Genomic DNA, 24,845 nt, shown 5'->3' with positions numbered 1-24,845 from the left:
CCAGGTCAGACGGCTCCCGCGCCGGTCAGCGCCCGCACCTCGGTCTCGGCGTGCCGCGCCTCGTCGGGCGGTTCGGTGGAGGTGACTGTCCCGATCCAGCCCGCGAGGAAGCCGAGCGGGATGGACACCACCCCCGGGTTCTGCAGCGGGAAGAGGTGGAAGTCGACGCCGGGGAACAGCGCTTCGGGACTGCCGGAGACGACCGGCGAGACCAGGACGAGCAGCACCGCGGGGATCAGTCCGCCGTACACCGCCCAGACCGCGCCCCGGGTGGTGAACTTCCGCCAGAACAGCGAGTAGAGCAGCACCGGCAGATTGGCGGAGGCCGCGACCGCGAAGGCCAGTCCGACCAGGAACGCCACGTTGAGGTCGCGGGCGAGCAGCCCCAGGCCGATGGCGACCGCGCCGATCACCGCCGCGGCGATCCGGGCCACGGTCACCTCGCTGTACTGCTTCGTGCGTCGGCGGCGCAGCGAGGCGTACAGGTCGTGGGCGACGGAGGCCGACGAGGCGAGGGTGATCCCCGCGACGACGGCCAGGATGGTCGCGAACGCGACGGCGGCGACGATCGCGAAGAGCACGGTGCCGCCGGTGGAGCCCGCTCCGCCGCCGAGGTCGAGAGCGAGCAGCGGTACGGCCGTGTTCCCGGAGGCGTTGGAGGCGCGGACCTCGGCCGGGCCGATCAGGGCCGCCGCGCCGAAGCCGAGCACGATGGTCATCAGGTAGAAGCTTCCGATGAGCCCGATGGCCCAGACGACGGAGCGCCGGGCGGCCCTGGCGGTCGGCACGGTGTAGAAGCGCGCCAGGATGTGCGGCAGGCCCGCGGTGCCGAGGACCAGGGCGAGGCCGAGGCTGATGAAGTCGAGACGGGCCGTCCAGTCCCCGCCGTAGCGGAGTCCGGGGGCGAGGAACCCCATTCCGTGGCCGCTGCGTTCCGCCGCGGTGGAGAGCAGGTTGTTCACGTCGCCGTGGAATCGGAGCAGGACGAGGACGGTGAGCGCGATCGTGCCCGCCATGAGCAGGACGGCCTTGACGATCTGGATCCAGGTGGTGGCCCGCATGCCGCCCAGCGACACGTAGACCACCATCAGCGCGCCCACGCCGATCACCGTCCATGACCGGGCCGCCTCGCTGGTGCCGCCGAGCAGCAGGGCGACCAGGCTCCCCGCGCCGACCATCTGGGCGACCAGGTACAGCACGGACACGGTCACCGAGGACGTTCCGGCGGCGATCCGCACCGGTCGCTCCGCCATCCGCGCGGCGACGACATCGGCCAGGGTGAACCGGCCGCAGTTGCGCACCAGTTCGGCCACCAGCAGCAGGACGACCAGCCAGGCGACCAGGAACCCCACGGAGTACAGCATGCCGTCGTAGCCGTAGAGCGCGATCAGCCCGGAGATGCCGAGGAACGAGGCCGCGGACATGTAGTCACCGGCGATCGCGAAGCCGTTCTCCAGGGGCGAGAACAGCCTGCCCCCGGCGTAGAACTCCTCCGCCGAACCGCGCCGGTTGCGGCTCACCCAGGTGGTGATGCCCAGGGTGACCGCGATGAAGGCGCTGAACAGCACGAGCGCCAGGGTCTGGTGGTCTCCGGTCACGGCTGACCCACCCCTCGGGTCATCTCCTGCGTGTCCCACCGCAGGTCCAGCGCGGCCCGGTCCCTGCGCAGCCTGGCATGGCGCGCGTAGGCCCACGTCAGCAGGAAGGTGGTGAGGAACTGCCCGAGCCCCGCGACCATCGCCACGTTCACCGCTCCGGCGACCGGGCGGGCCATGAGCCCCGGAGCGGCCGTCGCCGCCACGACGTAGGCGAGGTACCAGAGGAGGAACGCGAGGGCGGCGGGGAACGCGAACCGGCGGTAGCGGCTGCGCACTTCCTGGAAGGCGGGGCTGCGCTGCACCTCCAGATAGATCTCCGCCGCGCTGTGGACCCGCTGCCGCGGCACCGCGTCGGGGCGTCGGGCACCGGGGGGCCCGGCCTCGGCCCGCTCGTCACGTCCGGAGGCCGTCACGTCGTACCAGGGGTCGTCGACCGGCATCGCCGGAACGCCGAGCCCCTCCTGTTCGTCCACCTGCTCCACCCGCCAGCTCTCCTTGTCAGCGAACCGTTTCGGCCGCGTGCCCAAGGATGGACAGAGCGGGAAGATCCCGGACTCTTCTCCTCCCCCTCTTCACCCCATCAGGTGACTCTTCTCCCCGGCGCCCTGACCAGACCGTGCTGATATGCGTACCGCACGGCCTGCGCCCGGTCGCGGACGCCGGTCGGCGACCCTCAGGCGTCGATGCGCGAACGGTCGAGGGTCGCCGCCGAACCGGTGATGAACTCCTTGCGAGGAGCGACGTCATTACCCATGAGGAGGTCGAAGACCTGCTCCGCCGCGTCCAGGTCACCGATGTTGATCCGGCGCAGGGTGCGGTGGCGCGGGTCCATCGTGGTCTCCGCGAGCTGGTCGGCGTCCATCTCGCCCAGGCCCTTGTAGCGCTGGATGGCGTCCTTGTAGCGGACCCCCTTGCGCTGGTACTCCAGCAGGGTCTGCCGCAGCTCGTTGTCCGAGTACGTGTAGACGTACTTGTCCTGGCCCTTCTTGGGCTGGACGAGCTCGATCCGGTGCAGCGGGGGCACGGCGGCGAAGACCCGCCCGGCCTCCACCATGGGCCGCATGTAGCGCTGGAAGAGCGTCAGCAGCAGACAGCGGATGTGGGCGCCGTCGACGTCGGCGTCGACCAGGAGGACGATCTTCCCGTAGCGGGCCGCGTCGATGTCGAAGGTGCGGCCCGAGCCCGCTCCTATGACCTGGATGATCGCACCGCACTCGGCGTTCTTCAGCATGTCCGAGACGGACGACTTCTGAACGTTGAGGATCTTGCCCCGGATGGGCAGCAGCGCCTGGAACTCGCTGTTACGGGCGAGCTTGGCCGTGCCGAGGGCCGAGTCGCCCTCGACGATGAAGAGCTCGCTGCGCTCCACGTCGTCGCTGCGGCAGTCGGCCAGCTTGGCCGGCAGCGAGGAGGACTCGAGCGCGGTCTTCCGGCGCTGCGCCTCCTTGTGCTGCCGCGCGGCGATCCGGGTACGGGCCGCGGCGACGGCCTTCTCCAGCACGGCGCGCGCCTGCGCCTTGGCGTCCCGCTTGGTGGAGGTGAGGAAGGCCTTGAGCTCCTTGGCGACCACGTTCGCCACGATCCGGCGCGCGGCGGACGTACCGAGGACCTCCTTGGTCTGCCCCTCGAACTGCGGCTCGGCGAGGCGGACGGTCACGACGGCCGTGAGTCCTTCGAGGGCGTCGTCCTTGACGACGTCGTCCTCGGCGACGCGCAGCATCTTCGTCGAGCGCAGCACCTCGTTCACCGTCCTGGTGATGGCCTGCTCGAAACCGGAGACGTGGGTGCCGCCCTTCGGCGTGGCGATGATGTTGACGAAGGACTTCACCGTGGCGTCGTAGCCGGTGCCCCAGCGCAGCGCGACGTCGACGGTGAGTTCGCGGGTGACCTCGGTCGGGGTCATGTGGCCCCGCTCGTCGAGGACGGGGACGGTCTCCTTGAAGGTGCCGTACCCGGTGAGGCGCTGGATGTCGCAGACGGCCTTGTCCTGCGCGAGGTACTCGCAGAACTCGCTGATGCCACCGTCGAAGCGGAAGGTCTCCTCGCTCTTGCCGACGCCCGCCAGGTCACGCTCGTCGCGGACGACGATGGTGAGACCGGGGACGAGGAAGGCGGTCTGCCGGGCGCGCTGGTGCAGCGTATCCAGGGAGAGCTTGGCGTCCTTGAGGAAGATCTGCCGGTCCGCCCAGTAGCGGACGCGGGTGCCGGTGCGGGTCTTGGGGACGCGCTTGCCCTTGCGGAGGCCGTTCGCCGGATCGAAGGGACTGTCGGGGCCCTGCTCCGTGAAGATGCCCGGGACGCCGCGGCGGAAACTGATCGAGTGCGTGGCGCTGTTCCGGTCGACCTCGACGTCGAGGCGCGCCGACAGGGCGTTGACCACGGAGGCGCCGACGCCGTGGAGGCCGCCGGAGGCCGCGTACGACCCACCGCCGAACTTTCCGCCGGCGTGCAGCTTCGTCATGACGACCTCGACTCCGGAGAGTCCGGTCTTCGGTTCGACGTCGACCGGGATACCCCGGCCGTTGTCCCGGACCTCCACGGATCCGTCGTCGTGGAGGATGACCTCGATGTGGTCGCAGTAGCCACCGAGGGCCTCGTCGACCGAGTTGTCGATGATCTCCCAGATGCAGTGCATCAGGCCGCGGCTGTCGGTGGACCCGATGTACATACCGGGGCGCTTGCGGACCGCTTCGAGCCCCTCGAGTACGAGCAGGTGCCGCGCGGTGTAATTGGAAGCGTCACGGTCTGCGGTCAGCAGCGCACTGGACGGCACGGACGTTTCGGCGGTCACGCGGTTCGCTCCTCGCTGAATTTGAAATCTTGCGCGATGGGGTAAGGCCCGGCTTCGGTCACCGGTCAGAGGGTACCGATGCCTGGTAGAGCCGTTGTCACGCCACCCACCCCGATTCCTCATGCTAGTCCAGAGTCGCATGGATGTTCGATCCCTCGATGGGGTGAAGCACACATCACGTTCCCTTCCAGGCATGAACCATTTAGGCTCCGGGCACGTCCTCATCAACAACCGGCAACCGCCGGGAGGGCCAACCGATGCAAGCAACGCGAAATCCGTAGAGCGAAGCAATACGGCTCATTCGCCGCCAACCGGCAGCAGACAGCCACCTTGGGAAGAAGTTTCAAGGAAAAGCCACGAGCGGGAACGTTTCCGGCCTGGTTGGATGTTGACCCTGGTACGACAGCTCGTCGAGCTAGAGAAGAGGCGACGTGACTACTGTTCTGACCCCCGCGAGCCCCCTGACGGCCGCTGACCGCTGCGACCGCTGCGGCGCCCAGGCATACCTGCGTGTCGTCCTGACCAGCGGAGGTGACTTGCTCTTCTGCGCCCACCACGGACGCAAGTTCGAGCCGGAACTCAAGAAGATCGCCGTCGAGATACAGGATGAGACGGACCGGCTGACGGACGTGCCGGCCCGCACTGTGGGCGACGAGCACTGACGCTTCGCAACCACGACGAGCCAGATCCGGCCAGTGCCCGGACGGCGGGCGGTCACCCCCGCATTCTCAGGGGGATGACCGCCCGTTCTCGTATGCCACCGAGTGTCAGATACGCGACGGCAGAACCGCCGAGACCCGCGTGTAGACACCCGGATTTTCCGCCTGCCCGCAGCCGCTGCCCCAGGACACCAGGCCGATGAGCAGCCCCCCGGCCACGAGCGGGCCTCCACTGTCGCCCTGGCACGCGTCCCTGCTGCCCTTCGGGTCCCCCGCGCACACCATCGTGTCGCCCCGGTACGGGACGCCCGGTCCACCCGGGTACGCCCGCTCGCACGCGCTGTCCGGCAGCACCCGCACGCGCGCCGTCCGCAGCGTGGACGCGTAGGCCCCGTTACCGGTCGTGTCACCCCACCCGTAGACGTCCGCCGCCGTGCCGGGTGCGTGGACCGCGTCGCCGGCGGGGGCGACGCCGATCACGTACGACTTCGGGAGCGCGCTCACCAGCGTCAGCACCGCGAGATCGCCCGAGTTGGTCGTCGGGTCGTAGTCGGGATTGACCCAGGTGTCCGAGATCCGCACCTCCTGCCCGCCCTGTCCCCGCAGCGCGGCGCGGCCCGCGATGACGACGAAGTCGCGTACCTCCCACGGCTCGCCGCCGAGCACCTCCCGGCCCAGGCAGTGGGCCGCCGTCAGCACCTTGGTCGGCGCGACCACCACGCCCCCGCAGAACTGTCCCGCGCGCGTACCTCCGAACCGGTCACGGCTGGACAGCGCCACGACCCAGGGCGCGTCCGTGATCTGGGCGGGACGCCCGCCCACGACGACACTGTCGGCGGCCGCGGGGGCGCCGGTGGCGACCTGGCCCGCCGCTGCGGCGATCAGGCCCAGAGCACCCGCCAACGCTCGGGTGAGGGAACCACGCATGAAGCCTCCTGACTCTCCGGTGATGTCGGTTCACCCAGCGTCCAGCACTCGCGCGTACCGTGCACCCCCGCACAGCCGGAGAGCCCGGCTCCCCCTCGGGGAACCGGGCCCTTCCGTCTACCGCGCCGTGCCTCGCGTCCGGGGCGGGTACGGCTCAGTCGAGGTAGTCGCGCAGAACCTGCGAACGCGACGGGTGACGCAGCTTCGACATCGTCTTCGACTCGATCTGGCGGATCCGCTCGCGGGTCACGCCGTAGACCTTGCCGATCTCGTCCAGAGTCTTCGGCTGACCGTCAGTGAGACCGAAGCGCATCGAGACGACGCCCGCCTCACGCTCGGAGAGCGTGTCGAGCACGGAGTGCAGCTGCTCCTGGAGGAGCGTGAAGCTCACCGCGTCGGCCGGGACGACCGCCTCGGAGTCCTCGATCAGGTCGCCGAACTCGCTGTCGCCGTCCTCACCCAGCGGGGTGTGGAGGGAGATCGGCTCGCGACCGTACTTCTGGACCTCGATGACCTTCTCAGGGGTCATGTCGAGCTCCTTGGCCAGCTCCTCCGGGGTGGGCTCGCGGCCCAGGTCCTGGAGCATCTGGCGCTGCACGCGCGCGAGCTTGTTGATGACCTCGACCATGTGCACCGGGATACGGATGGTGCGGGCCTGGTCGGCCATGGCGCGGGTGATCGCCTGACGGATCCACCAGGTGGCGTACGTGGAGAACTTGTAGCCCTTGGTGTAGTCGAACTTCTCGACGGCACGGATCAGACCCAGGTTGCCCTCCTGGATCAGGTCCAGGAAGAGCATGCCGCGGCCGGTGTAGCGCTTGGCCAGGGAGACCACCAGACGGAGGTTGGCCTCCAGGAGGTGGTTCTTGGCCCGACGGCCGTCCTCGGCGATGATCTCCAGCTCGCGCTTGAGCTTCGGCGCGAGCTTGTCCGAGTTCGCCAGCTTGTCCTCGGCGAACAGGCCGGCCTCGATGCGCTTGGCGAGCTCGACCTCCTGCTCGGCGTTGAGGAGCGGGACCTTGCCGATCTGCTTCAGGTAGTCCTTGACCGGGTCGGCGGTGGCACCGGCGACGGCGACCTGCTGCGCCGGGGCGTCGTCCTCGTCGTCGTCGGACAGGACGAAGCCCTTGCTCTCGCCCTCGGTCTCCTCTTCCTCGCCCTTGCCGGGCGCGACGTCCTCGAGCAGCTCTTCGCCCTCGACGGCCTCGTCGGCGTCCTTCTTGGACGTGGTCTTCTTGGCCGCCGTCTTCTTGGCGACAGTCTTCTTGGCCACCGCCTTCTTGGCGACGGTCTTCTTCGCGGCCGCCTTCCTGGCGACGGATCCGGCCTCGTCGGCCGGGTCGGCGCCCTCCGCCGCAGAGGCCGTGGCGCCCGCGACGCTGGACTTCGTCACGGTCGTCCTGGCGGTGACGGTCTTGGTGGCGGTGCGCTTGGCCGGGCTCTTCGCTGCGACGCTCTTACGGGCGCGCTTCGGCGACTCCGCTGCACTGACCATCAGCGTCACACCCTCTTCCTCGAGGATCTGATTGAGGCTGCGCAGAACATTCTTCCACTGGGTTGGCGGAATCTGGTCAGCCTCGAAGGCCCGACGCACGTCATCGCCGGCGATCTGCCCATCAGCCTTTCCCCGCTCGATGAGCGCCATCACAGACTCGGACTCGGCGATCTCCGGCGGGAGCGTACGGGATGTGCTGGCCGACACGAACAACCTCTCGGAACGATGGAAACGGCTTCCGGCCCCGCCCTGGATCGGGCTGGAGCCGACGACCGTCGACGGGGAATGTGCCGACGGCGCGGGCTGGACCGGGGAACTGCACAGCGCCTCCATCGGCTGCTGTATTCCTTCCTCGGCTGTCACCTCTTAAGTCATCGCACGGCTCGGAGGAGTGTTACGCCCAATCTTCGTGGCCCGAGTCACACCTCATGCACGACAAAGCGACTGAAAGGGGTAGATCAGCGTACATCCGCACCGCCGGAACCCTGGCGCCACCCGGGGAATCCCTGCGGGACCCCCCGGGTGGCGCTCGGACCCGGCGGTACGCGATGCCGTCAGGTGCGCGCTCCCGAACACGGCCCGCGGGTCAGTGTTCGCGGGGGGCGGGGACGACCCGCTCCACCTCGGGGTGGACGGTGAGCAGCTGCCGCATGGCCGACTCGGCACCCTGCGCGTCCCCCGCGGCGAGCGCGTCCGCGATCCGGGCGTGGTGGGCGATACAGGTCTCGCTCGGCCGGTCGCAGTTCGTGACGGGGCCGCCGCCGGAGACCTGGAGGGCGGACGCGACGATGCCGGAGAGGTGCTCCAGCATCCGGTTACCGGCGAGCTGGATGAGGAGGGAGTGGAACTCGGTGTCCGCGCGGGAGAAGGTGATGCCGTCTCCCTGGGCGAACGCGTGGCCCATGATCTCGACCATGTCGGCGAGACGCTGCTGGACGTCCTCCCGGCCGTGCCCGGCGGCGAGGCGAGCGGCCAGCGGTTCGATCGTCCAGCGGAGCTCGATCAGTTCTCGGCGCTGGTCGTCGCGCTGCGGGCCGAAGGCGCGCCACTCGATGATGTCGGGGTCCAGGAGGTTCCAGTCGCTGACGGGCCTGACCCGGGTGCCCACGTTGGGGCGGGCGCTGACGAGCCCCTTGGCCTCCAGCACGCGCAGCGACTCGCGCACGACCGTGCGTGAGACCTCGAACCGCTGGCCGATCTCTTCGGGGACGAGCGGACGGTCGGCTCCGAGGTCTCCGGAGACGATCATCTGGCCGAGCTGCTGGACGAGCTGCCCGTGCAGCCCGCGGCCCCGGTTGCCGGTGCTCCGGCGGCCGACACGGCCCAGGTCGGTGTCCACGCCCTCCCAGGAGGACGGTCCCGTACGGCCGGCGGCGGGCGCCTCCGGGTAGGGGTAGCGGTCGAGATCGCCCGGGGCGCCGAGGCCGGAGTCGACGGAGCGGGCGGCGGTCATCATGGTGTGCGCAAGGGTACTCACGCATCCTTTGTCGGCGTTGCCTCCGTGGCCCTTGAGGTCTTTGGTGAAAAGCACACGAAAGGGTGATCGCCACCCCCTGCGCAATTGACGATTTATCGGACATATGAGGCAGTTTCAAGGGAGTTGACGGTGAACCGGAAACTTTCGGTCCACAAGTGATCACCAACGGGCCTTTCGGCGAAGCCCTGTGAGCACATAAGCGCAGAGCAACCCCGTCAACGTCAGCGACAGGGCCACCCCCGCGGGCTGCCCCAGGACCCGCAGCACCCCGGCCAGCCAGCGGTCCACCGCCGGGGACCACTGTGGACCCGCGAACTCACGCAACCGGGCGGGGAGTCCGGCGGCCGATCGCACCGACGGCCCCGTCAACACCTTCTGCAGCAGCGGGACGAAGGCGACCGGTACCGCGAGGACCGCCGCCACACCGGCCGCCGCGGCGCGGAACACGCCGGCGCCGAGCACTCCGGCCCAGGCGCAGCCGACGAGCAGCCCCAGCCAACTCGCGCAGAGCATGGGCCAGTTCTTCGGTACGGTGATCGACTCACCGCCGTAGACGAACCTCAGCGCCTCCAGGTCTGCCACCACGACGACCACCGCCAGCACAAGGGCGACGGCCGCCGCCACGGTGAGCTTCGCCAGGAGCAGACCGGGTCTGCGGGGCACGGCACCGCGGCCCGAGGTGAGTGCGGGGTAGCGGTACTCCTCGCCGAAGGAGAAGGCGCCGAGGAGCCCGGCTCCGAGGGCCGCGGGCGGCAGGGGGGAGATCGCGGGCCAGCCGGCCAGAACGGCGGGCAACGCGGCTCGCCCGCCTCGCCCGAGAAGCAGGGCGAGCACCACGGAACCGAGCAGGACGGCCGCCATGACGAGCGGAGTGGACGGCACCCCCAGAAGCCGGCGGATCTCGTACCGCAGCGGGCGCAGGGGCGAGCGGGCCGGTCGACGGGCACCGACCGCCTCCCCGACGGCGGCGACACCGGCCACCTCGCCTCGCGGAGCCCCGGTGGCATCGAGCGATGCGCGCCTTTCCGGGGTATGCGGGACGGGGCCCGCGTCCCCGGTTTCGGCGGCGAGTCGGTGAATCGGCACTCCGTGGCGGAACGCCGTGTCCCCGACGGCCGCGCAGTCGCTCCCGTAGACGGACAGACGGCTGCCGCCCTCGGCCACCACTTCGACCGGGCGGCGCGCCGCTCTGGCCTCCTGGGTCACGGCCGCGGCGAGCCTCGCGGCCTGCGGGGTGCGGACGGTGACCCGGGGGCGCAGTCGTGTGCGGGCGAACTCGGAGACGTCCTGGTCCGCGACGAGCCGGCCGCCGTCGAGGGTGACGACCCGGTCGGCGTTACGGGCCGCGTCCTTCGGGTCATCCGTGGTGTAGAGCACGGTTCCCCCGTCCGCCGCGTGCGCGCGCAGGAGTTCGTACAGCCATGCACTCTCGGGCACGGAGAGGCCGGCGCCCGGCTCGTCGAGCAGCAGGGTGTGCGGAGCACCCAACAGGGCCGAGGCGAGGCCGAGTCGGCGGTCCGCGCCGATCGGCAGGGTGCCGAGCCGTCGGCGGTCCAGCCCGGTGAGGCCCACGGTCCGCGTGAGGGTGTCGGCCCGCGAGGCGGGGACCCCTGCGGCGGCGCAGAGCATTCGCAGGTGGCCCCGGAGCGTCCGGGAGGGGTGTCCGGGGACGTCACCGAGGAGGACGCCGACCTCGCGCGAGGGGTGGGCGATGCGGTGCAGGGGTCGGCCACGGAAGTAGGTGATCCCCCGGCCCGGCTCGAGTTCGAGCATGAGCCGGAGCGCGGTCGTCCTGCCCGAGCCCGATGAGCCGAGGAGAGCCGTCACGGCGCCCGGCGGGGCCTCGAAGGTCAGATCGTCCACGGCGGGCGGGCGATCAGGGCGGGGCATGCTGGTCAGTCCGATTGCCTGGAGCATCGCTTCTCTCGCGGTAGATGTCACCGCTCCGCGGCAGGGCGGCGCTATCACAGCAAGATAACGCTACATTTCGGACTTTCGGCGCAGGATTGGCGCACTGGGGCGCCGGATGTACCGGTCCGTCAGACCTCGGGGCGCAGCATCGGCGGGTTGAGGAGAGTGGCTCCGCCCGCCCTGAAGAGCTGGGCGGGACGCCCGCCCTGACGGGTCGTGGTGCCACCGGCCGGAACCAGGAAGCCGGGCGTGCCGGTCACCTTCCGGTGGAAGTTGCGCGGATCCAGGGAGACACCCCAGACCGCCTCGTACACGCGCCTCAGCTCTCCGACCGTGAACTCCGGCGGACAGAACGCCGTGGCCAGGGAGGAGTACTCGATCTTGGAGCGGGCGCGCTCCACCCCGTCGGCGAGGATCCGGGCGTGATCGAAGGCGAGGGCCTCCGGGCCCCCGTGCTTCTCCGCGTCCTCGGCGTCGCCTGCCGCCTCCCCTGCTCCGGCCGTATCGGCGCTCCCGAGCGTCCCGGCGATCACGTCCTCGCCGAGCAGCTCCTCGACGGGGGCCCAGCGGGCGCTGTTCGCGTCGCCTCCGGCTCTCGGTGCGGGAAGGTCCGGGGCCAGCGCCAGGTGCGCGACGCTGACCACCCGCATGCGCGGGTCACGGTCGGGCGCCCCGTAGGTCGCGAGCTGCTCCAGATGCGCGCCGTTGCTCGGTACCGGCGGCGGGGCGGCGGGGTCGTGGGCGCAGAGGCCGGTCTCCTCGACCAGCTCACGCGCGGCCGCGGCGCCGAGATCCTCCTCGGCGCGCACGAAGCCGCCGGGCAGCGCCCAACGCCCTTGATACGGCGTCTCTCCCCGCCGTACGACCAAGGTGCAGAGCGCGTGGCGGCGCACGGTGAGCACGACCAGATCGACGGTGACGGCGAAGGGCGGAAAGGCCGACGGGTCGTAGGGAGGCATGCCGTGATCATAGTCGTCTTCCTGACGATAAGCACGCCCCTCGGGAGCATCGGCGACGACTTCCTCGCCCTGCCGCGAGGCTTCCCTCGTGTCTGTGTCCGGCATCCCGTCACACCCCCAGTTGAAGGCCCTCTGCGGCCTCCTCGACCATACCGAGCCCGAGCCGTCCGACCCGCACGGCGAACGGCGCACCGGCGACCACAAGCCCCGAGAACCGGATCGCTCCCAGCGGGGCCGACCGCAGGGGATGTGTCGACACGGAGCGGCCCGGCGCGTCGGGCCGGATTCCGGCGAGGGCGAGCAGGGCGTGCACCGCTCCGGCGGCCGCGACGGCCGCCGGCCGGCAGGCGGCCGGGTGCGGCACCGGACGGCCGCCCACCGTGCGCTGTTCCCCGGCGTACATCTCGGGCAGCCGATGGCCGAAGGCCTCCGCCGCGTCGATCAGCCCGCGAAGCAGGGAGGCGGCCTCCTTCTCGTGCCCGGCGGCGGCGAGACCGGCCACGGCGACCGCCGTCTCGTGCACCCGCACCGCGCCCGCCCGGTGGCCGAACGGATTGTGTCCCGACTCCTTGGTGCCGAGGCCGCGCAGCCCCCAACCGGAGTCCAGGGCCGGGGTGCCCAGCAGCCTCGCCACCTGCTCGGTCTCCGTCCTGTCCAGCAGGCCCTGCGCGTGACGGCCACCGCCCAGCAGCCCGGTGTCGAGCAGATGTGCGGCCCAGCCCCCCAGGTGCGGCAGGGGCCGGCCGTCGGACGTGCGGCCCACAGCGGGGCGGCCCCCCGCTCGGTCGTCGCGCCAGAACTCCCGTCGGAACCGCTCGCGCAGAGTTCGCCCCGCTTCCCGCAGCGCGTCACCCCCAGGTCTCCCGCAGGCGTCGAGCAGGTCCGCTCCGAGCAGGGCCGCACGGTGGGCATGCGCCTGCGTCTCGGCCCGCCAGGGACCGGAGGGCCCCGGGTCCGGCACGAGACCGTTTCCCGCGGCCGCCCGGCGCAGCCAGCCGAGGCAGCACTCCGCCACGGGAAGCAACTCCTCGAGGTCCGCCGTCGGCAGCCCCCAGCGACGGGCCTCGGCGAGAACGGCCGGGAAGGCGAGGGTGGCCTCGACGCCCGTGCAGCCGGGCGGCAGGTGCGGCCCCGCATCCCGGAGGGGTCCTGGGATGCGGCCGGACTCGGGACCGGCTCCGGCGAGTTGGGTACGGCCGAGGGCGCGCAGGGTGGTGGCGGCGAGCCGGGTGCCGAGAGGAAGAGCCATCCGGGCCGCCCAGAGCGCTTCGGCGGTGACCGGTCCACAGCGCCAGGGGACGCCGGCCGCGAGATGTACGTCCGCCGGGTGCGCCGGGTCGCGCTGGAGCAGGGCCCGCAGGTCCTCGACGGACGCGCGCAGCAGCTCTCCCGGACGTGGGTCGTCGCCCTCGGCCTGGGCGTCGGCGAGCAGATGACCGCCGGGCCGTCCGGCGCCCGCACCCGCGAGGGCGCGCGGCCGGGTGGACGAGTCGCCGCGTACACGTAGCTGGACCGTGAACGTGCCTCCGGGCGCCACCTCCGCCTCCCAGCGCAGCACTCCGGCCGCCGCCAGGGAGTCGGTGGGCGGGGGGTCCGCGATGACGGCGGCGGACCGTCCGCCCCTGGTCCAGCGCAGGCCGGTGCCATGGACGCTCCCTGTGAGTTCGGGGCCCGACCGGCCGGACGCCACCGCGCCCAGGTCCGCGAGATCCGTGCCCAGAGCGATTTCCACGGGGAGCCGGAGCGGGCGGGCGACGGAGCTGCGCAGCGTGATCCGTTCGGTTCCGTCGGCGCTCCGCGTGCGTTCGACGGTGAGACCGGGGTCGGGTCCCCCGTCTCCCGGGACGCGGAGGACGCCGAGGAACACCGCCCGGTCAGCGGCCGCCAGGCGGCCCTGGAGGGGGACGGGCTCACGCCCCGCCACGCGGAGGACGCAGCGGGAGAGGAGCCGTCGACCCGCCGCGTACACGCCCTCGGGTCCCTCACCGGTGAGCTGGCCGTGCTCGGCGCAGACGGCGAGGGCGGGCAGGGCCACGCAGAGGAGCGCGCCGTGCACCGAGGGGAGCTCCGCGGGCCGCGCCCCACGGGGAGGCGAGGCGCCGCTGCCGGACGGACGCCCGAGTGAGTGACCGACAGGGGGTCCGGGTGGGCGGCCGGGGGCAGGGACGGGGCTGAGGGCCATGGCGGGTACGGGGTGCTCTCTCTGCGAACCGGGCGGCCGGCGGGATGTCGGCGGGACGGCTCGGACGACTCCGCCAGAGAGCTGAACGCGTCTGTGGGCGGCCGGGTCACGGTCGTCATCGGCCACTCCTGGTGCCGCGCTGTCCGCCGTGCCTCGGGGTACCGCTCCCCGGCTTCCCCGTGGCGGCTCCGCTGGGCCTGACCCCGGCCGTGGAACGGCGCTCCCCTCCGCCGGTCGGGCGCGGAGGCTTGCGAAGGGTCTGCCGGGCGCCCTGCGGGCGGGTGGCGCGCATCCGGACGCGTCGGGAGGCGTGGGGTACGGAGGGCGCCGACGTGGTTCGGGTGTCCCGCTCGCTCCTCAGGCAGGAGCGGAGCGACTCGGGGTCGAGCCCTTCGTTGCACGCCTGGTGCAGCAGCTGGGCGAAGACGTACTCGGGATCGGCCTGGAGTGCGAGCCCGAGGGCTACCCGCGCGGTCGGCTCGTCGCCGGTGGACCATGCGACCCAGCCGGCGAGGGTGAGGGGTGCGGCGGCGTGCTCCTGGTAGGGGCTGACGCAGCGACGGGCGAGGACGCGCCAAAGCCGCAGGGCTGCTGAGGCCTCCCAGCCCTCCATCCATTCGGCGGCACGGTCCCGGGTGACCCGGTCCTGGAGGCCGATGATCAGAGCGGCCGCTTCGTCGATCCCGACCAGGGCGTCGTCGGCCGCGTCGCCTTCGGCCGTCGCGGTGTCGGCCTTTCCCATGCCCGTGCGGTCCTTCCGGTCTGTCGGGCTCATCGGGACTTCCTGGCCGGGGCGCTTCGGGTTGACGAACCGGCGGAGGACTTCGCGCGCGATGCGCAGCGTCGTCTCGCGCACCTCTTCGCGCCCCCTGCCCTCGGCGCCTTCGAGGATCCGGGGAACGATCGAGGCGGCGGACGCGTCGAGCGCCGCGCGCTGCGCTTCCTCCCTCGGGCCGCCGGACGGCATGAACCGGCCTTCCATGTCCCTCAGGGAACCCCGTACCTGCACTCCGGCGTACGCCGCGGCCGCCGCCATCACCGACGTGCCACTGAGCGCGAGCGGGGTGCCGTCGGGCGGGCAGCAGCGCGCGTCGGGGCAGCAGTAGGAGAAGAAGAGGCCGTCGGAGATGCAGAGGGCTTCGTAGACGGGGATGTCGAGGGCGCCGCAGGCGGTCCGCAGGTGCTGGGCGAAGGGGCGCAGCCGTTCCATGACCCCGCGACCCGTCTCGCCGGCCGAGGGGTCCTGGCAGAGGAAGACGACGATGCCGTCCGGCCGGGTACCGCCCTTCGCTCCTCCGTCGACGAGGCATTCGGCGAGGTGGTCGGCGACGGACGCCCATTCGAGGGGCGAGCGCGGGATGCCGAGCCTCACCCGGCCGCCGAAGCGGCCGCGCTCGCCGTGGAGGGCGACCAGGACGACGGAGTCGGTGGGGTGGAAGCCCAGCATGAACGGCAGGGCGTCGGCCAGTTCCGCCGGGCCTCGCAGGGTGATCTGCTGGGTACGGGAGGGTCCGCTGGATTCATGGTGATTCGCGTTCATGGTCAGGACGGTCTCGTGATCTCCCGAAATCCGAAACCCCTGTGGATAACTCCTGGAACGGGGCATCCGTCGCCCCTCGAGTTGTCCACAGGTTCGGCCTCTCATTCGCGCGATGTCCGAGGCATCGGGTTGCATGGAGGCATGACCCACGCAGACCCCCTGGAAGACCGCGCCGCACTCCGGACCGCCGCCGACACCGTGCTCGCCCGCCTCGTATCGGACCCGACCGGAAAGGCGAGACTGCGCGAGGATCAGTGGCGGGCCATCGAGGCCCTGGTCGCCGACCGTCGGCGGGCCCTGGTGGTGCAGCGGACCGGCTGGGGGAAGTCGGCGGTGTACTTCGTGGCGACCTCACTGCTCCGTGAGCGGGGAAGCGGCCCGACCGTGATCGTCTCCCCGTTGCTCGCGTTGATGCGCAACCAGGTGGAGGCGGCGGCTCGGGCGGGCATCCGCGCCCGGACGATCAACTCGTCGAACACGGAGGAGTGGGACACGGTCCAGGAGGAGGTGTCCGCCGGTGAGGTGGACGTGCTCCTGGTGAGCCCCGAGCGGCTCAACAATCCCGACTTCCGCGACCAGGTCCTTCCCCGGCTCGCTGCCGCCACCGGACTGCTCGTGGTCGACGAGGCCCACTGCATCTCGGACTGGGGGCACGACTTCCGGCCTGACTACCGCAGGTTGCGCACGATGCTGGCCGACCTGCCGTCCGGGGTGCCGGTCCTCGCCACCACGGCGACGGCGAACGCCCGGGTGACGGCGGACGTGGCCGAGCAGCTCGGCACGGGCGCCGGCACGGACGCCCTCGTCCTGCGCGGGCCGCTGGACCGGGAGAGTCTGAGTCTGGGCGTGGTCAGACTGCCCGACGCGGCCCACCGGCTGGCCTGGCTGGCCGATCATCTCGGCGAGCTGCCCGGCTCCGGGATCATCTACACCCTGACGGTCGCGGCGGCCGACGAGGTGACGGCCTATCTGCGCCAATGCGGACACACGGTCTCGTCGTACACGGGCCGGACGGAGAACGCCGACCGGCAACAGGCCGAGGACGACCTGCAGGCCAACCGGGTCAAGGCGCTGGTGGCGACGTCGGCCCTCGGCATGGGCTTCGACAAGCCGGACCTGGGCTTCGTGGTGCATCTGGGGTCGCCTTCCTCGCCGATCGCGTACTACCAGCAGGTCGGCAGGGCCGGGCGAGGGGTGGAGCACGCGGAGGTGCTGCTGCTGCCCGGGCAGGAGGACGAGGCGATCTGGCGCTACTTCGCGTCGGTGGCCTTTCCGCCCGAGGAACAGGTGCGCCGGACGATCGATGTGCTCGCGCAGGCGGGCCGACCCCTGTCCCTGCCCGCTCTTGAGCCGTTGGTGGAGCTGCGCAGGACGCGCCTTGAGACGATGCTCAAGGTCCTCGACGTGGACGGCGCGGTGCGCCGTGTGAAGGGCGGCTGGGAGAGCACCGGCCGACCCTGGGTGTACGACACCGAGCGGTACGCGTGGGTGGCGCGACAGCGGGCGACCGAGCAGCAGGCGATGCGCGACTACGCGGCGGCGACGGGATGCCGGATGGAGTTCCTCCGGCGCCAGCTGGACGACGAGGAAGCCGCTCCGTGCGGTCGCTGTGACAACTGCGCGGGGAACCGCTTCGATCCGAAGGTGTCGGACGCGGCCCTGGACGCCGCCAAGGGCGAGTTGGGCCGGCCCGGCGTGGAGGTGGAGCCTCGCAAGATGTGGCCGACGGGACTCGCCGCGGTCGGGGTCGACCTGAAGGGCCGCATTCCTCCCCGCGAGCAGGCCTTCGGCGGCCGGGCTCTGGGGCGGCTTTCGGACATCGGCTGGGGCAACCGGCTGCGTCCGCTGTTGGCCGACGGCGCCCCGGACGGACCCGTGCCGGACGATGTCGTGCAGGCGGTGGTGCATGTGCTCGCCGACTGGGCCAAGGGGCCTGGGGGTTGGGCCTCCGGAGCGCCGGACGCGCCGGCGCGGCCCGCGGGGGTGGTCACCGTCGCCTCCCTCCGCAGGCCGCGACTGGTGGGGTCGCTCGGGGAGCGCATCGCCGAGATCGGGAGGATGCCCCTGCTCGGTGCGGTGGAGTACGCGCCCGAGGCGGAGGAGCTGCGCCTCTCCCGGACCAACAGCGCTCAGCGGGTGATGGGTCTGCAGCGGACCCTGACGGTCTCCGCCGAGTTGGGCGGGCGCCTGGCCGCCGCGGGTGGGCCGGTTCTCCTCGTGGACGATCTCTCCGACAGCGGCTGGACGTTGGCGGTGGCTGCCCGGCTGCTGCGGCGGGCCGGAGCGGAAGGGGTGTTTCCGCTGGTGCTCGCCGTCCAGGGGTGAGACAGGTGGGGAAACGGGGAGTGAACAATGGGCAACTGGGCAGGGATATGGGTGGCATACCAACCCATTCCCGTCAGCTGCCTCAATTGCTCGTTGCCGCTCGCGCACGGGCCAGCAAGAATTGGGAAACCGCCTCGCACGGCCCGTCAGCGGTCCGGAAGGACTGTGCCGTGGTGCGCCTTCACCCGACCTTGCCCGCCCCGCGGGCGCGTATCCGAAGGGAGGACCGTGACCCTCGGATTCGCTCCGCCCACAGCCGCCTCGCTCAGATCGTCGTCCGAGTCCGCCAGCCGCCTCGCTCGGATACTCGAACCCGCCGAGTGGTCAGCCGCCGGGATCCCGCTGCTGCGCAACCCCCGCGAGATCGTCAGCGGCCTGCACTCGCGCCATACGCCCACGCCCTCGACGGCCGTCCTGGCGGTCCTCGACCACGAGGAAAGGCTCGCGGCCAGCGCCTCGTTCGTCCGGCGCCCCTCCCCGGCTGACGGCTGGGAGTTCCGCAACGCGCTGCTGGCACACCTGCGGCGGGTCATCCCGCACGACCTGCGCAGGCGCACGCCCGTACGGACCGCGGTCCTGCTGTACTGCCGCGAGGGCGACGAGCGCTGGACGGAGGAGGACGGAGCGTGGATGTGGGGCCTCCGGGACGCCTGCACCTTGCACGGTCTCCGCTGCGGCGCGTACATCACGCTGACCCGCGGCGGCTGGCAGGTGCTCGGCGAGGGCCGGGGCGGCCGACGTCCTGGTTCCGACTCGTTGCCGCTGCCTCTCGGTGACGCGCCGGCCGAGCTCGGCCGACTCACGCCGAGAACCGCGAGCGGTGCCACCGAGCCCCTGCGCAGGGCGGCCGCGCGCTGATCGCACGCGCACCTCGACCTCCGCCGGCCCGGTTCGGTCCGGCGGAGGGGTGGTCGGTCAGACGCCGGCGCCCGCTCCGAGGAGCGCCGAGACGCGCTGCGGGTCACCGCAGACGACGAGCAGCGCGCTCGCGCGGGCCATCGCCGACGGCAGCGCCTTGGCGGCCGCCTCGTCGTCCCCGCCGTTCACGGCGACGATCACCACGGGGCGGGGGTTCGCCCGCTCCACGGCGGCGGCGTGCGCGAAGAACACGTCGTCACCGGCGTCCTGCTGGGCCCAGTAGGCGGTCTCACCGAACGACAGCTCGTGCGTGGTCCAGGGGTGCGGGTCGCCGGTGGTGAGCACAAGGACCTCACCCGGTGCCCGGCCACTGTCCAGGAGCAGGTCCAGAGCCTCGTCGGCGGCGTCGAGCGCGCCGTCGACGGAGGCCGGGATCAGCTGGAGCTGCGGCGTGGACCGCTGGTGGGAACGATTCTCCGGAGTGCGCGCCGGAGAGGGCTCGGCACCGACGGGCGGGCGCGGGGTGGGCGACGCGGGCCTGGCCGGACCGGGAACGGGGCGTCCGGGCCGCGGTGAGGCCGCGGTACGCGGGCCGGGTACAGGACGGGGGGTCGACGCGGGACGGCCGGCGGCCGCGGTGGCGCGGGGACCCTGGGCGCTCTCGTGAATCTGAGGCTCCTCGGGGAACAGAGGCATGGGTGGATGTCTATCAAACGCCGCTGCGCGTGGCACCGGCGGGTGGGCACAGATGTGCGCCCCGGCCGTGCGGGAAGCCCTGCACCAGGGTCCCGCGGCCGGAAGTTCAGAAGTCGAAGCCGAGTTGGCCCCCGCTCTGCAGCGCGGCCGCCTCGGCGGAGAGGCGGACCTTCTTGAGGTGGCGCCACCTGGGCATCGCGTCCAGGTACGCCCAGGAGAGACGGTGGTGAGGGGTGGGCCCCAGCTCTTCGAGCGCCGCTTTGTGGACCGGCGAGGGGTAGCCCGCGTTGGCCCCGAAGGCGTACGCCGCGTAGTTCTCGGCCTCGGTGCCCTGCAGCTGTGCCATGACGGCGTCCCGGCGGACCTTGGCGATGACGGAGGCGGCTGCGACGGCGACGCAGGACTGGTCGCCCTTGATCACCGTGCGGACCTGCCAGGGGCTGCCGAGGTAGTCGTGCTTGCCGTCGAGGATGACCGCGTCGGGCCGGACGGGGAGGCCCTCAAGTGCCCGGACCGCCGCGAGCCGCAGCGCCGCGGTCATTCCGAGCTCGTCGATCTCCTGCGGACTGGCATCGCCGAGCGCGTACGCCGTGACCCACCGCTCCAGTTCCACGGCGAGCGCGGTGCGGCGCTTGAGCGTGAGCAGTTTGGAGTCGGTGAGGCCTTCGGGCGCCCGGCGCAGGCCGGTGACGGCCGCGCACACGGTGACGGGACCGGCCCAGGCCCCGCGCCCGACCTCGTCGACCCCGGCGACGATCTTGGCGCCGGTGGTGGCTCGGAGCGATCGCTCAACGGTGTGGGTGGGTGGTTCGTACGGCATGGCGCCTGACAGGTTACGCCGCCTGGTGCCGCGCGCGATACCCGGATTCCCCCTCGGGGCCCCCGGGGGCTTCACGCCGGGCCCCCGAGGCCGTGTGAGCCAGCCTCGGGGAGCGTTCCCGGCCGCGTCACAAACGGAGCGGCGGCACCGTGATCCGGTCGACCAGGTCGGCGAGCCCACGTCCGTCCATTCGCTCGCGCACACCTTGGAGCCGTACATCATCATGGCGGGAATGACGTCGAGCACCGGGTCGTCGTCCGCGTCGGACCGCACCTCGACCCGGGCAATTCCGCACCCCAGGGCGGCTCCGAAGAGCCGACCCAAGGCTCGACCGCTCTCGCGACGATCAGGTCGCAGAACCTTTCGGCGGCTTCGGCATCGCTTTCGTGAATGCACAGCCCGCACGACGAATCCGGGCTTGGAGCACATGACGTCCCGGACCCGACGGCAACCAGTTCGTACAGATCCCCGCGCGCACTCCCGAGATCCGGCGCCTCGTCGAGCGTCGGCAATCCGGCCCGGAGCACGTCCGCGACGAGGTCCTCCTCCGACGGCCGACGCCGGATCCGAGTACGCACGAGCGATCTGGAAGCGCTCAGCGGCGGTGCGGAAGCCGCCGGGCAGGCGCCCGAGCCTCACACCGATGTCCCTTGGATCCCCGCCGGGGATCCAAGGGACATCACGGCTTCTCAGGCGGCCGTGACCGGCACCCACTCCGGAAGGGCCTCGGTCTGGCGCAGCCATTCCGCCGGCGGCGCACCGGTCGCCGCGGCGGCCACCACACCCCCGGCGATGGCACAGGTCGTGTCGACGTCGCCTCCGACCTGCGCGGTCGTCCAGAACACGCGCTCGAAATCGCCGAGCCCACGGGCGGCCGACCAGAGGGCGAACGGCACCGTGTCGTGCGCACTCGTCCGCCGGCCACTGCCGAGCACCGCGGCGACCGTGCCCGCGTCGCCGTAGTCGAGCATGTCGCGGGCCCGGCGCAGGCCGGCACCGACGGCGCTGCGCGGTACCAGGGCGATGACGCCGTCGAGCAGTGCCTCGGGGCTGGGCGGTCCGGCGGGGTCGGCGGCCAGCGCGGCAGCGGCGGCGACGGCCATCGCGCCCACCACGGCCTCGCGGTGCTGATGGGTGGTGTACGCGGAGATCTCGGCCTGGTGCGTGGCCTGCTCCGGGTCCTCCGCGTACCAGGCTCCGAGCGGGGCGATCCGCATCGCGGCACCGTTGCCCCAGGAGCCCTGCCCCTGGAAGAGCGCGGCGGCCAGCTCCCGCCAGTCGCCGCCTTCCCGGATGAGCCGGAGCATCCGGTTGACGGCCGGGCCGTAGCCACGGTCGAAGTCGTGGTGCTGGGCGAAGGACATCGCCAGGGCGTCCTGGTCGATCCGCTCGTGGCGGGCGAGGACGGCCAGGACGGAGCAGGCCATCTCGGTGTCGTCGGTCCACTGCCAGGGGCCGTCGGGCAGCTCGCGCCGCTTCAGCAGGGGGTAGTGGGCGGGTACGAAGAACTGGGAGCCCAGGGCGTCTCCCACGGACAGCCCGCGCAGGCTGGCCAGGGCGCGGTCGAAGCGCCGGTCGAATGCGGAGTCAGCGGTCATCGGTCTGCCACTCTATCCGGTAGGGCCGTACGGTTCCGGGGTACGCCAGCGTTCGAACGGCCGGTCCAGACGGTATCTCCCGTCCTCGCCGAGCAGGAGGACGCGCGTCTCGCCGTTGCCCGGATTGGCGAGCGACTCGAAGTCCGCGACCGTCCAGTGGAACCAGCGCATGCAGAACAGGCGCATGGTCAGTCCGTGGGTGACCAGCAGCACGTTGGGCGGATGGTCGGGTGCCTCGAAGCTGCGGTACAGGCTCTCGAGGAACGCCCCGACGCGGTCGTAGACGTCCGCCCCCGACTCCCCCTGCGCGAAGCGGTAGAAGAAGTGCCCGTACGCGTCCCGGTAGGCCTTCTGCAGGCGTACGTCGTCCCGCTCCTGCCAGTTGCCCCAGTCCTGCTCCCGGAGGCGTGGCTCCTCCCGCACCCTGACCCTCTCGGGCGACAGCCGGAAGGCGCGGAGGGTCTCATGGGTGCGGCGGTACGGCGAGACGTAGACGCTGACCCGCTCCTCCCCGAAGAGCTCCCGCAGCCACTCCCCCGTCTCCTCGGCCTGCCGCAACCCGGTCGCGGTGAGCCGCAGCGCGTGGTCGGGCTCCCGTTCGTACACCGTGTCATCGGCATTGCCCTCGGACTCTCCGTGCCGTACGAGAACGATGCGCCGCGGTCGTGCCATACCCCGACCCTAGATCGTCGGTCCCCGGCGGGCTCGGCCGAGGGGGCACCCGAAGGCCGTCCGGCGTACGCGGCCCGGCTGCCTCGGCGTGCGCCCGCCCGGTCCGCCGACCTCTCGGCCGCACCGCCCGGACCCGGACCGGCGACGCCGTCCGCACCGGCCTCGAACCCTCTCAGACCGTCCAGGACGGTTCGAGCTGCACCACGTCCCCGTCCAGCGCCGCCACGTCGGCCGCGGTCCTCGCCCGCAGACCGAGCCGCTCGATGCGTTCCGCCCGGTACTTCCCGTGCTCCGCGACGGACTGCCACATCGAGAGCACCAGGAACTCACTGCCGGGCGCCTCCCCGAACAGGCCCCGCAGCATGCCGGGAGACCCGGCCATCGCCGGGTTCCACACCTTCTCCTGCATGAGCGCGAAATGCTCGGCGCGGTCCTCGTGGACACGGCAGTGCGCCACCCGCGCCACATCGGCGTCGGAGAACCGCGGCTCGAACCCCGTCTTCACGTCGAAGCGATGATCGAAAAGCTTGACCTGGCCGTCCTTGAACGTGCCGACCTGCGCGGTCGCCAGACGGTCGTGCGAGCGCGCCATGAAGGAGTCGTAGAAGGCCCGGCTCTCCCAGAACGCGAAGATGTGGGCGACGTCCGGCCGAGCCCGGCTCCACCCGCCACCCTGCCCCCGGAACCCCGGCTCACCGAGCAGCCCCGCCCACTTCCGCTGCCCCCGCTCGAACCCTCGACGGTCCACCACGGTGCAGCGAATCCACTTGACCAGCACCGCGCCATCGTACGGGGCCGATGACCGCCCCGGCAGGCCCCTTCAGACTCCCGCCGGATGTATTCGCTCCACTCCCGCGCGTTCCTCGTCGTCCAGTTCGATCCCGAACTCGGTCTCCAGGGTCGCGACCAACTCGGCGGCACCCACGATCCGTTCCTCGGTCACACCGTCCGTCCGCATCACCGAGAGCGTCTCGCGCACCAACGCCCTGCGCACCTCCGCGCCGGGCCGCTGGGCCACGACCTGGCCGAGGAAACGCGACTGCGGATGACTGGAGCTGTAGTGGTTCATGACGACGAAGTCGCCGGGGTAGAGGGTCTGTGGGGCGAAGGCGTACAGATCGGTCCAGCCCTGCGGCCGAAGGGAGCGCAGTACGTGGATGCCCTCCTCCTCGGCCCCGATCGCGAACGTCCAGCCGCCCTGCTGGACCCGCGCCCCGTCGTGCAGCGGCACGGGCTCCAGCGGCCCCTGCCAACCGAACCCGACGTCTGCCAGCCACTCCCCGCCCTCGATCGCGACGACCAGAAGCGCGTGCGTGACCGGCGGCCGCACCGCGCCCCGCGACCGGTTACGGGCTCCGCGCGCGGCCACCGCGAAGCCGATCCGCTCGAGTACGGCCGCGAACAGAGCGTTCTGCTCGTAGCAGTAGCCTCCCCTGCGCCTCTCGACGAGCTTGCCCTGCAGGCTCTTCAGGTCCAGGAGCACCGGCTTCCCGAGCGCGACGTCGAGGTTCTCGAACGGTACGGCTCCGACATGGGCACGGTGAAGGTACGTCAACGTCCGCAGATCAGGTACGAGTTCCCCGTCCCGCTCGGGCTCGTAACCGATTCGAGCCAGATATGCGTCGAGATCCAGCTCCTCACCGCTCCACAAACCGATCTCCCCCTCAACCCTCGGTCCACTGTCGTAGCCCCATGACACCATGAGTAATCGGCTTACGACCACGGGCTTTCGAGCGGGTCGACGGTACGACGTGAAGCGTGCGCGGGGGCGCACGCGGAGAGGGGAAGCAACATGAGCGGACTCAACAAGGGAGTGGGAAGGGTCGAGGTGACGCTCAGGTGGGACCCCGCCCCGACCGGTGCCCCGGCCCACGACCTGGACATCGTCGCCGGCGTCTTCGCTGCGGACGACCCGCACGGAGCACCGGTCCACCTGGTGCACTTCGGCAGTCGCTCCCCCGACGGCACGATCACGCTCAACCGCGACAGCCGTACGGGCCAGGGATTCGGCTACGACGAAGCCATGACCCTGGAGCTGGACCGGCTGGCACCGCGGTACGCCCGCGTGGTGGTCGGCGTCGCCATACAGCAGGGCGGTGGCCGACGGACCTTCGGCGACATAGCGAGCACGGGTGTACGGGTCCGCGAGGGCTACACGGACCTGCTGGTCCATGACTTCGCGGATGTGCCGGACGCCCTGTCGGCGACGGTCGTGGAGTTCACCCGCGACGGCGGAGAGGGCTGGACGTACCGCCCGCTCAGCCGCGGCTTCGACGCCGATCCCCAGGACTTCGCCCGCCTGATGGGCTCCGCCCGCCCCTGAGTCCCCGGGCACGA

The 24,845-nt window shown here is 71.7% G+C and carries 21 protein-coding genes; 5 read left to right on the top strand and 16 right to left on the bottom strand.

Annotated features, from left to right (window positions below):
• Window positions 1-5: 5 nt before the first annotated feature.
• The 3 genes from ABZ567_RS15175 to ABZ567_RS15165 all read right to left on the bottom strand — a co-directional run bounded on the left by ABZ567_RS15175 (window position 6) and on the right by ABZ567_RS15165 (window position 4,389).
• On the bottom strand, window positions 6-1,598 hold the full coding sequence (locus ABZ567_RS15175; protein ID WP_360789049.1) for a cation acetate symporter: 1,593 nt from the start codon (window positions 1,596-1,598) through the stop codon (window positions 6-8).
• Entirely contained in the window at window positions 1,595-2,080 is a 486-nt protein-coding gene (locus tag ABZ567_RS15170; protein WP_360789047.1) for a DUF485 domain-containing protein, read from the bottom strand. Before ABZ567_RS15170 ends, ABZ567_RS15175 begins: the two co-directional genes overlap by 4 nt.
• Window positions 2,081-2,271: 191 nt before the next feature.
• On the bottom strand, window positions 2,272-4,389 hold the full coding sequence (locus ABZ567_RS15165; protein WP_360789044.1) for a DNA topoisomerase IV subunit B: 2,118 nt from the start codon (window positions 4,387-4,389) through the stop codon (window positions 2,272-2,274).
• 431 nt (window positions 4,390-4,820) lie between these two features.
• Between ABZ567_RS15165 and ABZ567_RS15160 the strand changes: the two genes are divergently transcribed.
• The gene (locus tag ABZ567_RS15160) at window positions 4,821-5,051 is read left to right on the top strand and encodes a hypothetical protein (RefSeq protein ID WP_030211728.1); all 231 of its coding nucleotides are present in this window, start codon (window positions 4,821-4,823) and stop codon (window positions 5,049-5,051) included.
• 105 nt (window positions 5,052-5,156) lie between these two features.
• On the opposite strand, the gene ABZ567_RS15155 is transcribed toward ABZ567_RS15160, so the two are convergent.
• Together ABZ567_RS15155 and ABZ567_RS15150 are read right to left on the bottom strand one after the other, a co-directional pair.
• A complete protein-coding gene (locus ABZ567_RS15155) occupies window positions 5,157-5,975 on the bottom strand; it encodes a serine protease (RefSeq protein ID WP_360789040.1) in 819 nt (272 codons plus the stop codon).
• Between the two features lie 154 nt (window positions 5,976-6,129).
• The gene (locus ABZ567_RS15150) at window positions 6,130-7,677 is read right to left on the bottom strand and encodes an RNA polymerase sigma factor (RefSeq protein WP_360789037.1); all 1,548 of its coding nucleotides are present in this window, start codon (window positions 7,675-7,677) and stop codon (window positions 6,130-6,132) included.
• Between ABZ567_RS15150 and ABZ567_RS15145 the strand changes: the two genes are divergently transcribed.
• Complete coding sequence (locus ABZ567_RS15145) at window positions 7,610-7,840, top strand: hypothetical protein (RefSeq protein ID WP_188266940.1); 231 nt, start codon at window positions 7,610-7,612, stop codon at window positions 7,838-7,840. The two genes, ABZ567_RS15150 and ABZ567_RS15145, sit on opposite strands and share 68 nt — an antisense overlap.
• Window positions 7,841-8,056: 216 nt before the next feature.
• On the opposite strand, the gene ABZ567_RS15140 is transcribed toward ABZ567_RS15145, so the two are convergent.
• From ABZ567_RS15140 to ABZ567_RS15120, 5 genes are all read right to left on the bottom strand, one after another.
• Window positions 8,057-8,947: a FadR/GntR family transcriptional regulator gene (locus ABZ567_RS15140; protein ID WP_360789035.1), complete on the bottom strand. Its 891-nt coding sequence runs from the start codon at window positions 8,945-8,947 to the stop codon at window positions 8,057-8,059.
• 159 nt (window positions 8,948-9,106) lie between these two features.
• The gene (locus ABZ567_RS15135; protein ID WP_360789032.1) at window positions 9,107-10,864 is read right to left on the bottom strand and encodes an ABC transporter ATP-binding protein; all 1,758 of its coding nucleotides are present in this window, start codon (window positions 10,862-10,864) and stop codon (window positions 9,107-9,109) included.
• Between the two features lie 122 nt (window positions 10,865-10,986).
• Complete coding sequence (locus ABZ567_RS15130; protein ID WP_360789029.1) at window positions 10,987-11,817, bottom strand: NUDIX domain-containing protein; 831 nt, start codon at window positions 11,815-11,817, stop codon at window positions 10,987-10,989.
• Window positions 11,818-11,926: 109 nt separating this feature from the next.
• Window positions 11,927-13,999 carry a glycogen debranching N-terminal domain-containing protein gene (locus tag ABZ567_RS15125; RefSeq protein ID WP_360789026.1) on the bottom strand — a complete coding sequence of 691 codons (2,073 nt, stop codon included), beginning with the start codon at window positions 13,997-13,999 and terminating at the stop codon, window positions 11,927-11,929.
• A gap of 115 nt (window positions 14,000-14,114) precedes the next feature.
• The gene (locus ABZ567_RS15120) at window positions 14,115-15,539 is read right to left on the bottom strand and encodes a DUF4192 domain-containing protein (protein ID WP_360789023.1); all 1,425 of its coding nucleotides are present in this window, start codon (window positions 15,537-15,539) and stop codon (window positions 14,115-14,117) included.
• 141 nt (window positions 15,540-15,680) lie between these two features.
• Between ABZ567_RS15120 and ABZ567_RS15115 the strand changes: the two genes are divergently transcribed.
• Both ABZ567_RS15115 and ABZ567_RS15110 read left to right on the top strand, forming a co-directional pair.
• Window positions 15,681-17,864, top strand: coding sequence for a RecQ family ATP-dependent DNA helicase (locus tag ABZ567_RS15115; protein WP_360789021.1), 2,184 nt, complete (start codon window positions 15,681-15,683; stop codon window positions 17,862-17,864).
• 228 nt (window positions 17,865-18,092) lie between these two features.
• Window positions 18,093-18,722, top strand: coding sequence for a hypothetical protein (locus ABZ567_RS15110; protein WP_360789018.1), 630 nt, complete (start codon window positions 18,093-18,095; stop codon window positions 18,720-18,722).
• 57 nt (window positions 18,723-18,779) lie between these two features.
• Here the strand turns inward: ABZ567_RS15110 and ABZ567_RS15105 are convergent, their stop codons facing one another.
• The 6 genes from ABZ567_RS15105 to ABZ567_RS15080 all read right to left on the bottom strand — a co-directional run bounded on the left by ABZ567_RS15105 (window position 18,780) and on the right by ABZ567_RS15080 (window position 24,159).
• On the bottom strand, window positions 18,780-19,418 hold the full coding sequence (locus tag ABZ567_RS15105) for a hypothetical protein (protein WP_360789015.1): 639 nt from the start codon (window positions 19,416-19,418) through the stop codon (window positions 18,780-18,782).
• Window positions 19,419-19,524: 106 nt separating this feature from the next.
• Window positions 19,525-20,238: a ribonuclease HII gene (locus ABZ567_RS15100; RefSeq protein ID WP_360789012.1), complete on the bottom strand. Its 714-nt coding sequence runs from the start codon at window positions 20,236-20,238 to the stop codon at window positions 19,525-19,527.
• Between the two features lie 689 nt (window positions 20,239-20,927).
• Window positions 20,928-21,836: an ADP-ribosylglycohydrolase family protein gene (locus ABZ567_RS15095; protein WP_360789010.1), complete on the bottom strand. Its 909-nt coding sequence runs from the start codon at window positions 21,834-21,836 to the stop codon at window positions 20,928-20,930.
• A gap of 12 nt (window positions 21,837-21,848) precedes the next feature.
• On the bottom strand, window positions 21,849-22,508 hold the full coding sequence (locus ABZ567_RS15090) for a histidine phosphatase family protein (RefSeq protein ID WP_360789007.1): 660 nt from the start codon (window positions 22,506-22,508) through the stop codon (window positions 21,849-21,851).
• Window positions 22,509-22,680: 172 nt separating this feature from the next.
• Window positions 22,681-23,286 (bottom strand): YdbC family protein, encoded by a 606-nt coding sequence (locus ABZ567_RS15085; RefSeq protein ID WP_360789004.1) that lies wholly within the window; start codon window positions 23,284-23,286, stop codon window positions 22,681-22,683.
• A 42-nt stretch (window positions 23,287-23,328) separates the two neighbouring features.
• Window positions 23,329-24,159 (bottom strand): arylamine N-acetyltransferase, encoded by an 831-nt coding sequence (locus ABZ567_RS15080; protein WP_360789001.1) that lies wholly within the window; start codon window positions 24,157-24,159, stop codon window positions 23,329-23,331.
• Window positions 24,160-24,300: 141 nt separating this feature from the next.
• Between ABZ567_RS15080 and ABZ567_RS15075 the strand changes: the two genes are divergently transcribed.
• Window positions 24,301-24,831 (top strand): TerD family protein, encoded by a 531-nt coding sequence (locus ABZ567_RS15075; protein WP_360788998.1) that lies wholly within the window; start codon window positions 24,301-24,303, stop codon window positions 24,829-24,831.
• Window positions 24,832-24,845: the final 14 nt, after the last annotated feature.

This window comes from Streptomyces sp. NPDC016459 (assembly GCF_040632845.1).
Classification (GTDB): domain Bacteria; phylum Actinomycetota; class Actinomycetes; order Streptomycetales; family Streptomycetaceae; genus Streptomyces.
Note: the sequence above shows the minus strand (reverse complement) of the source record. Positions and strands in the feature narration are given on the sequence as shown.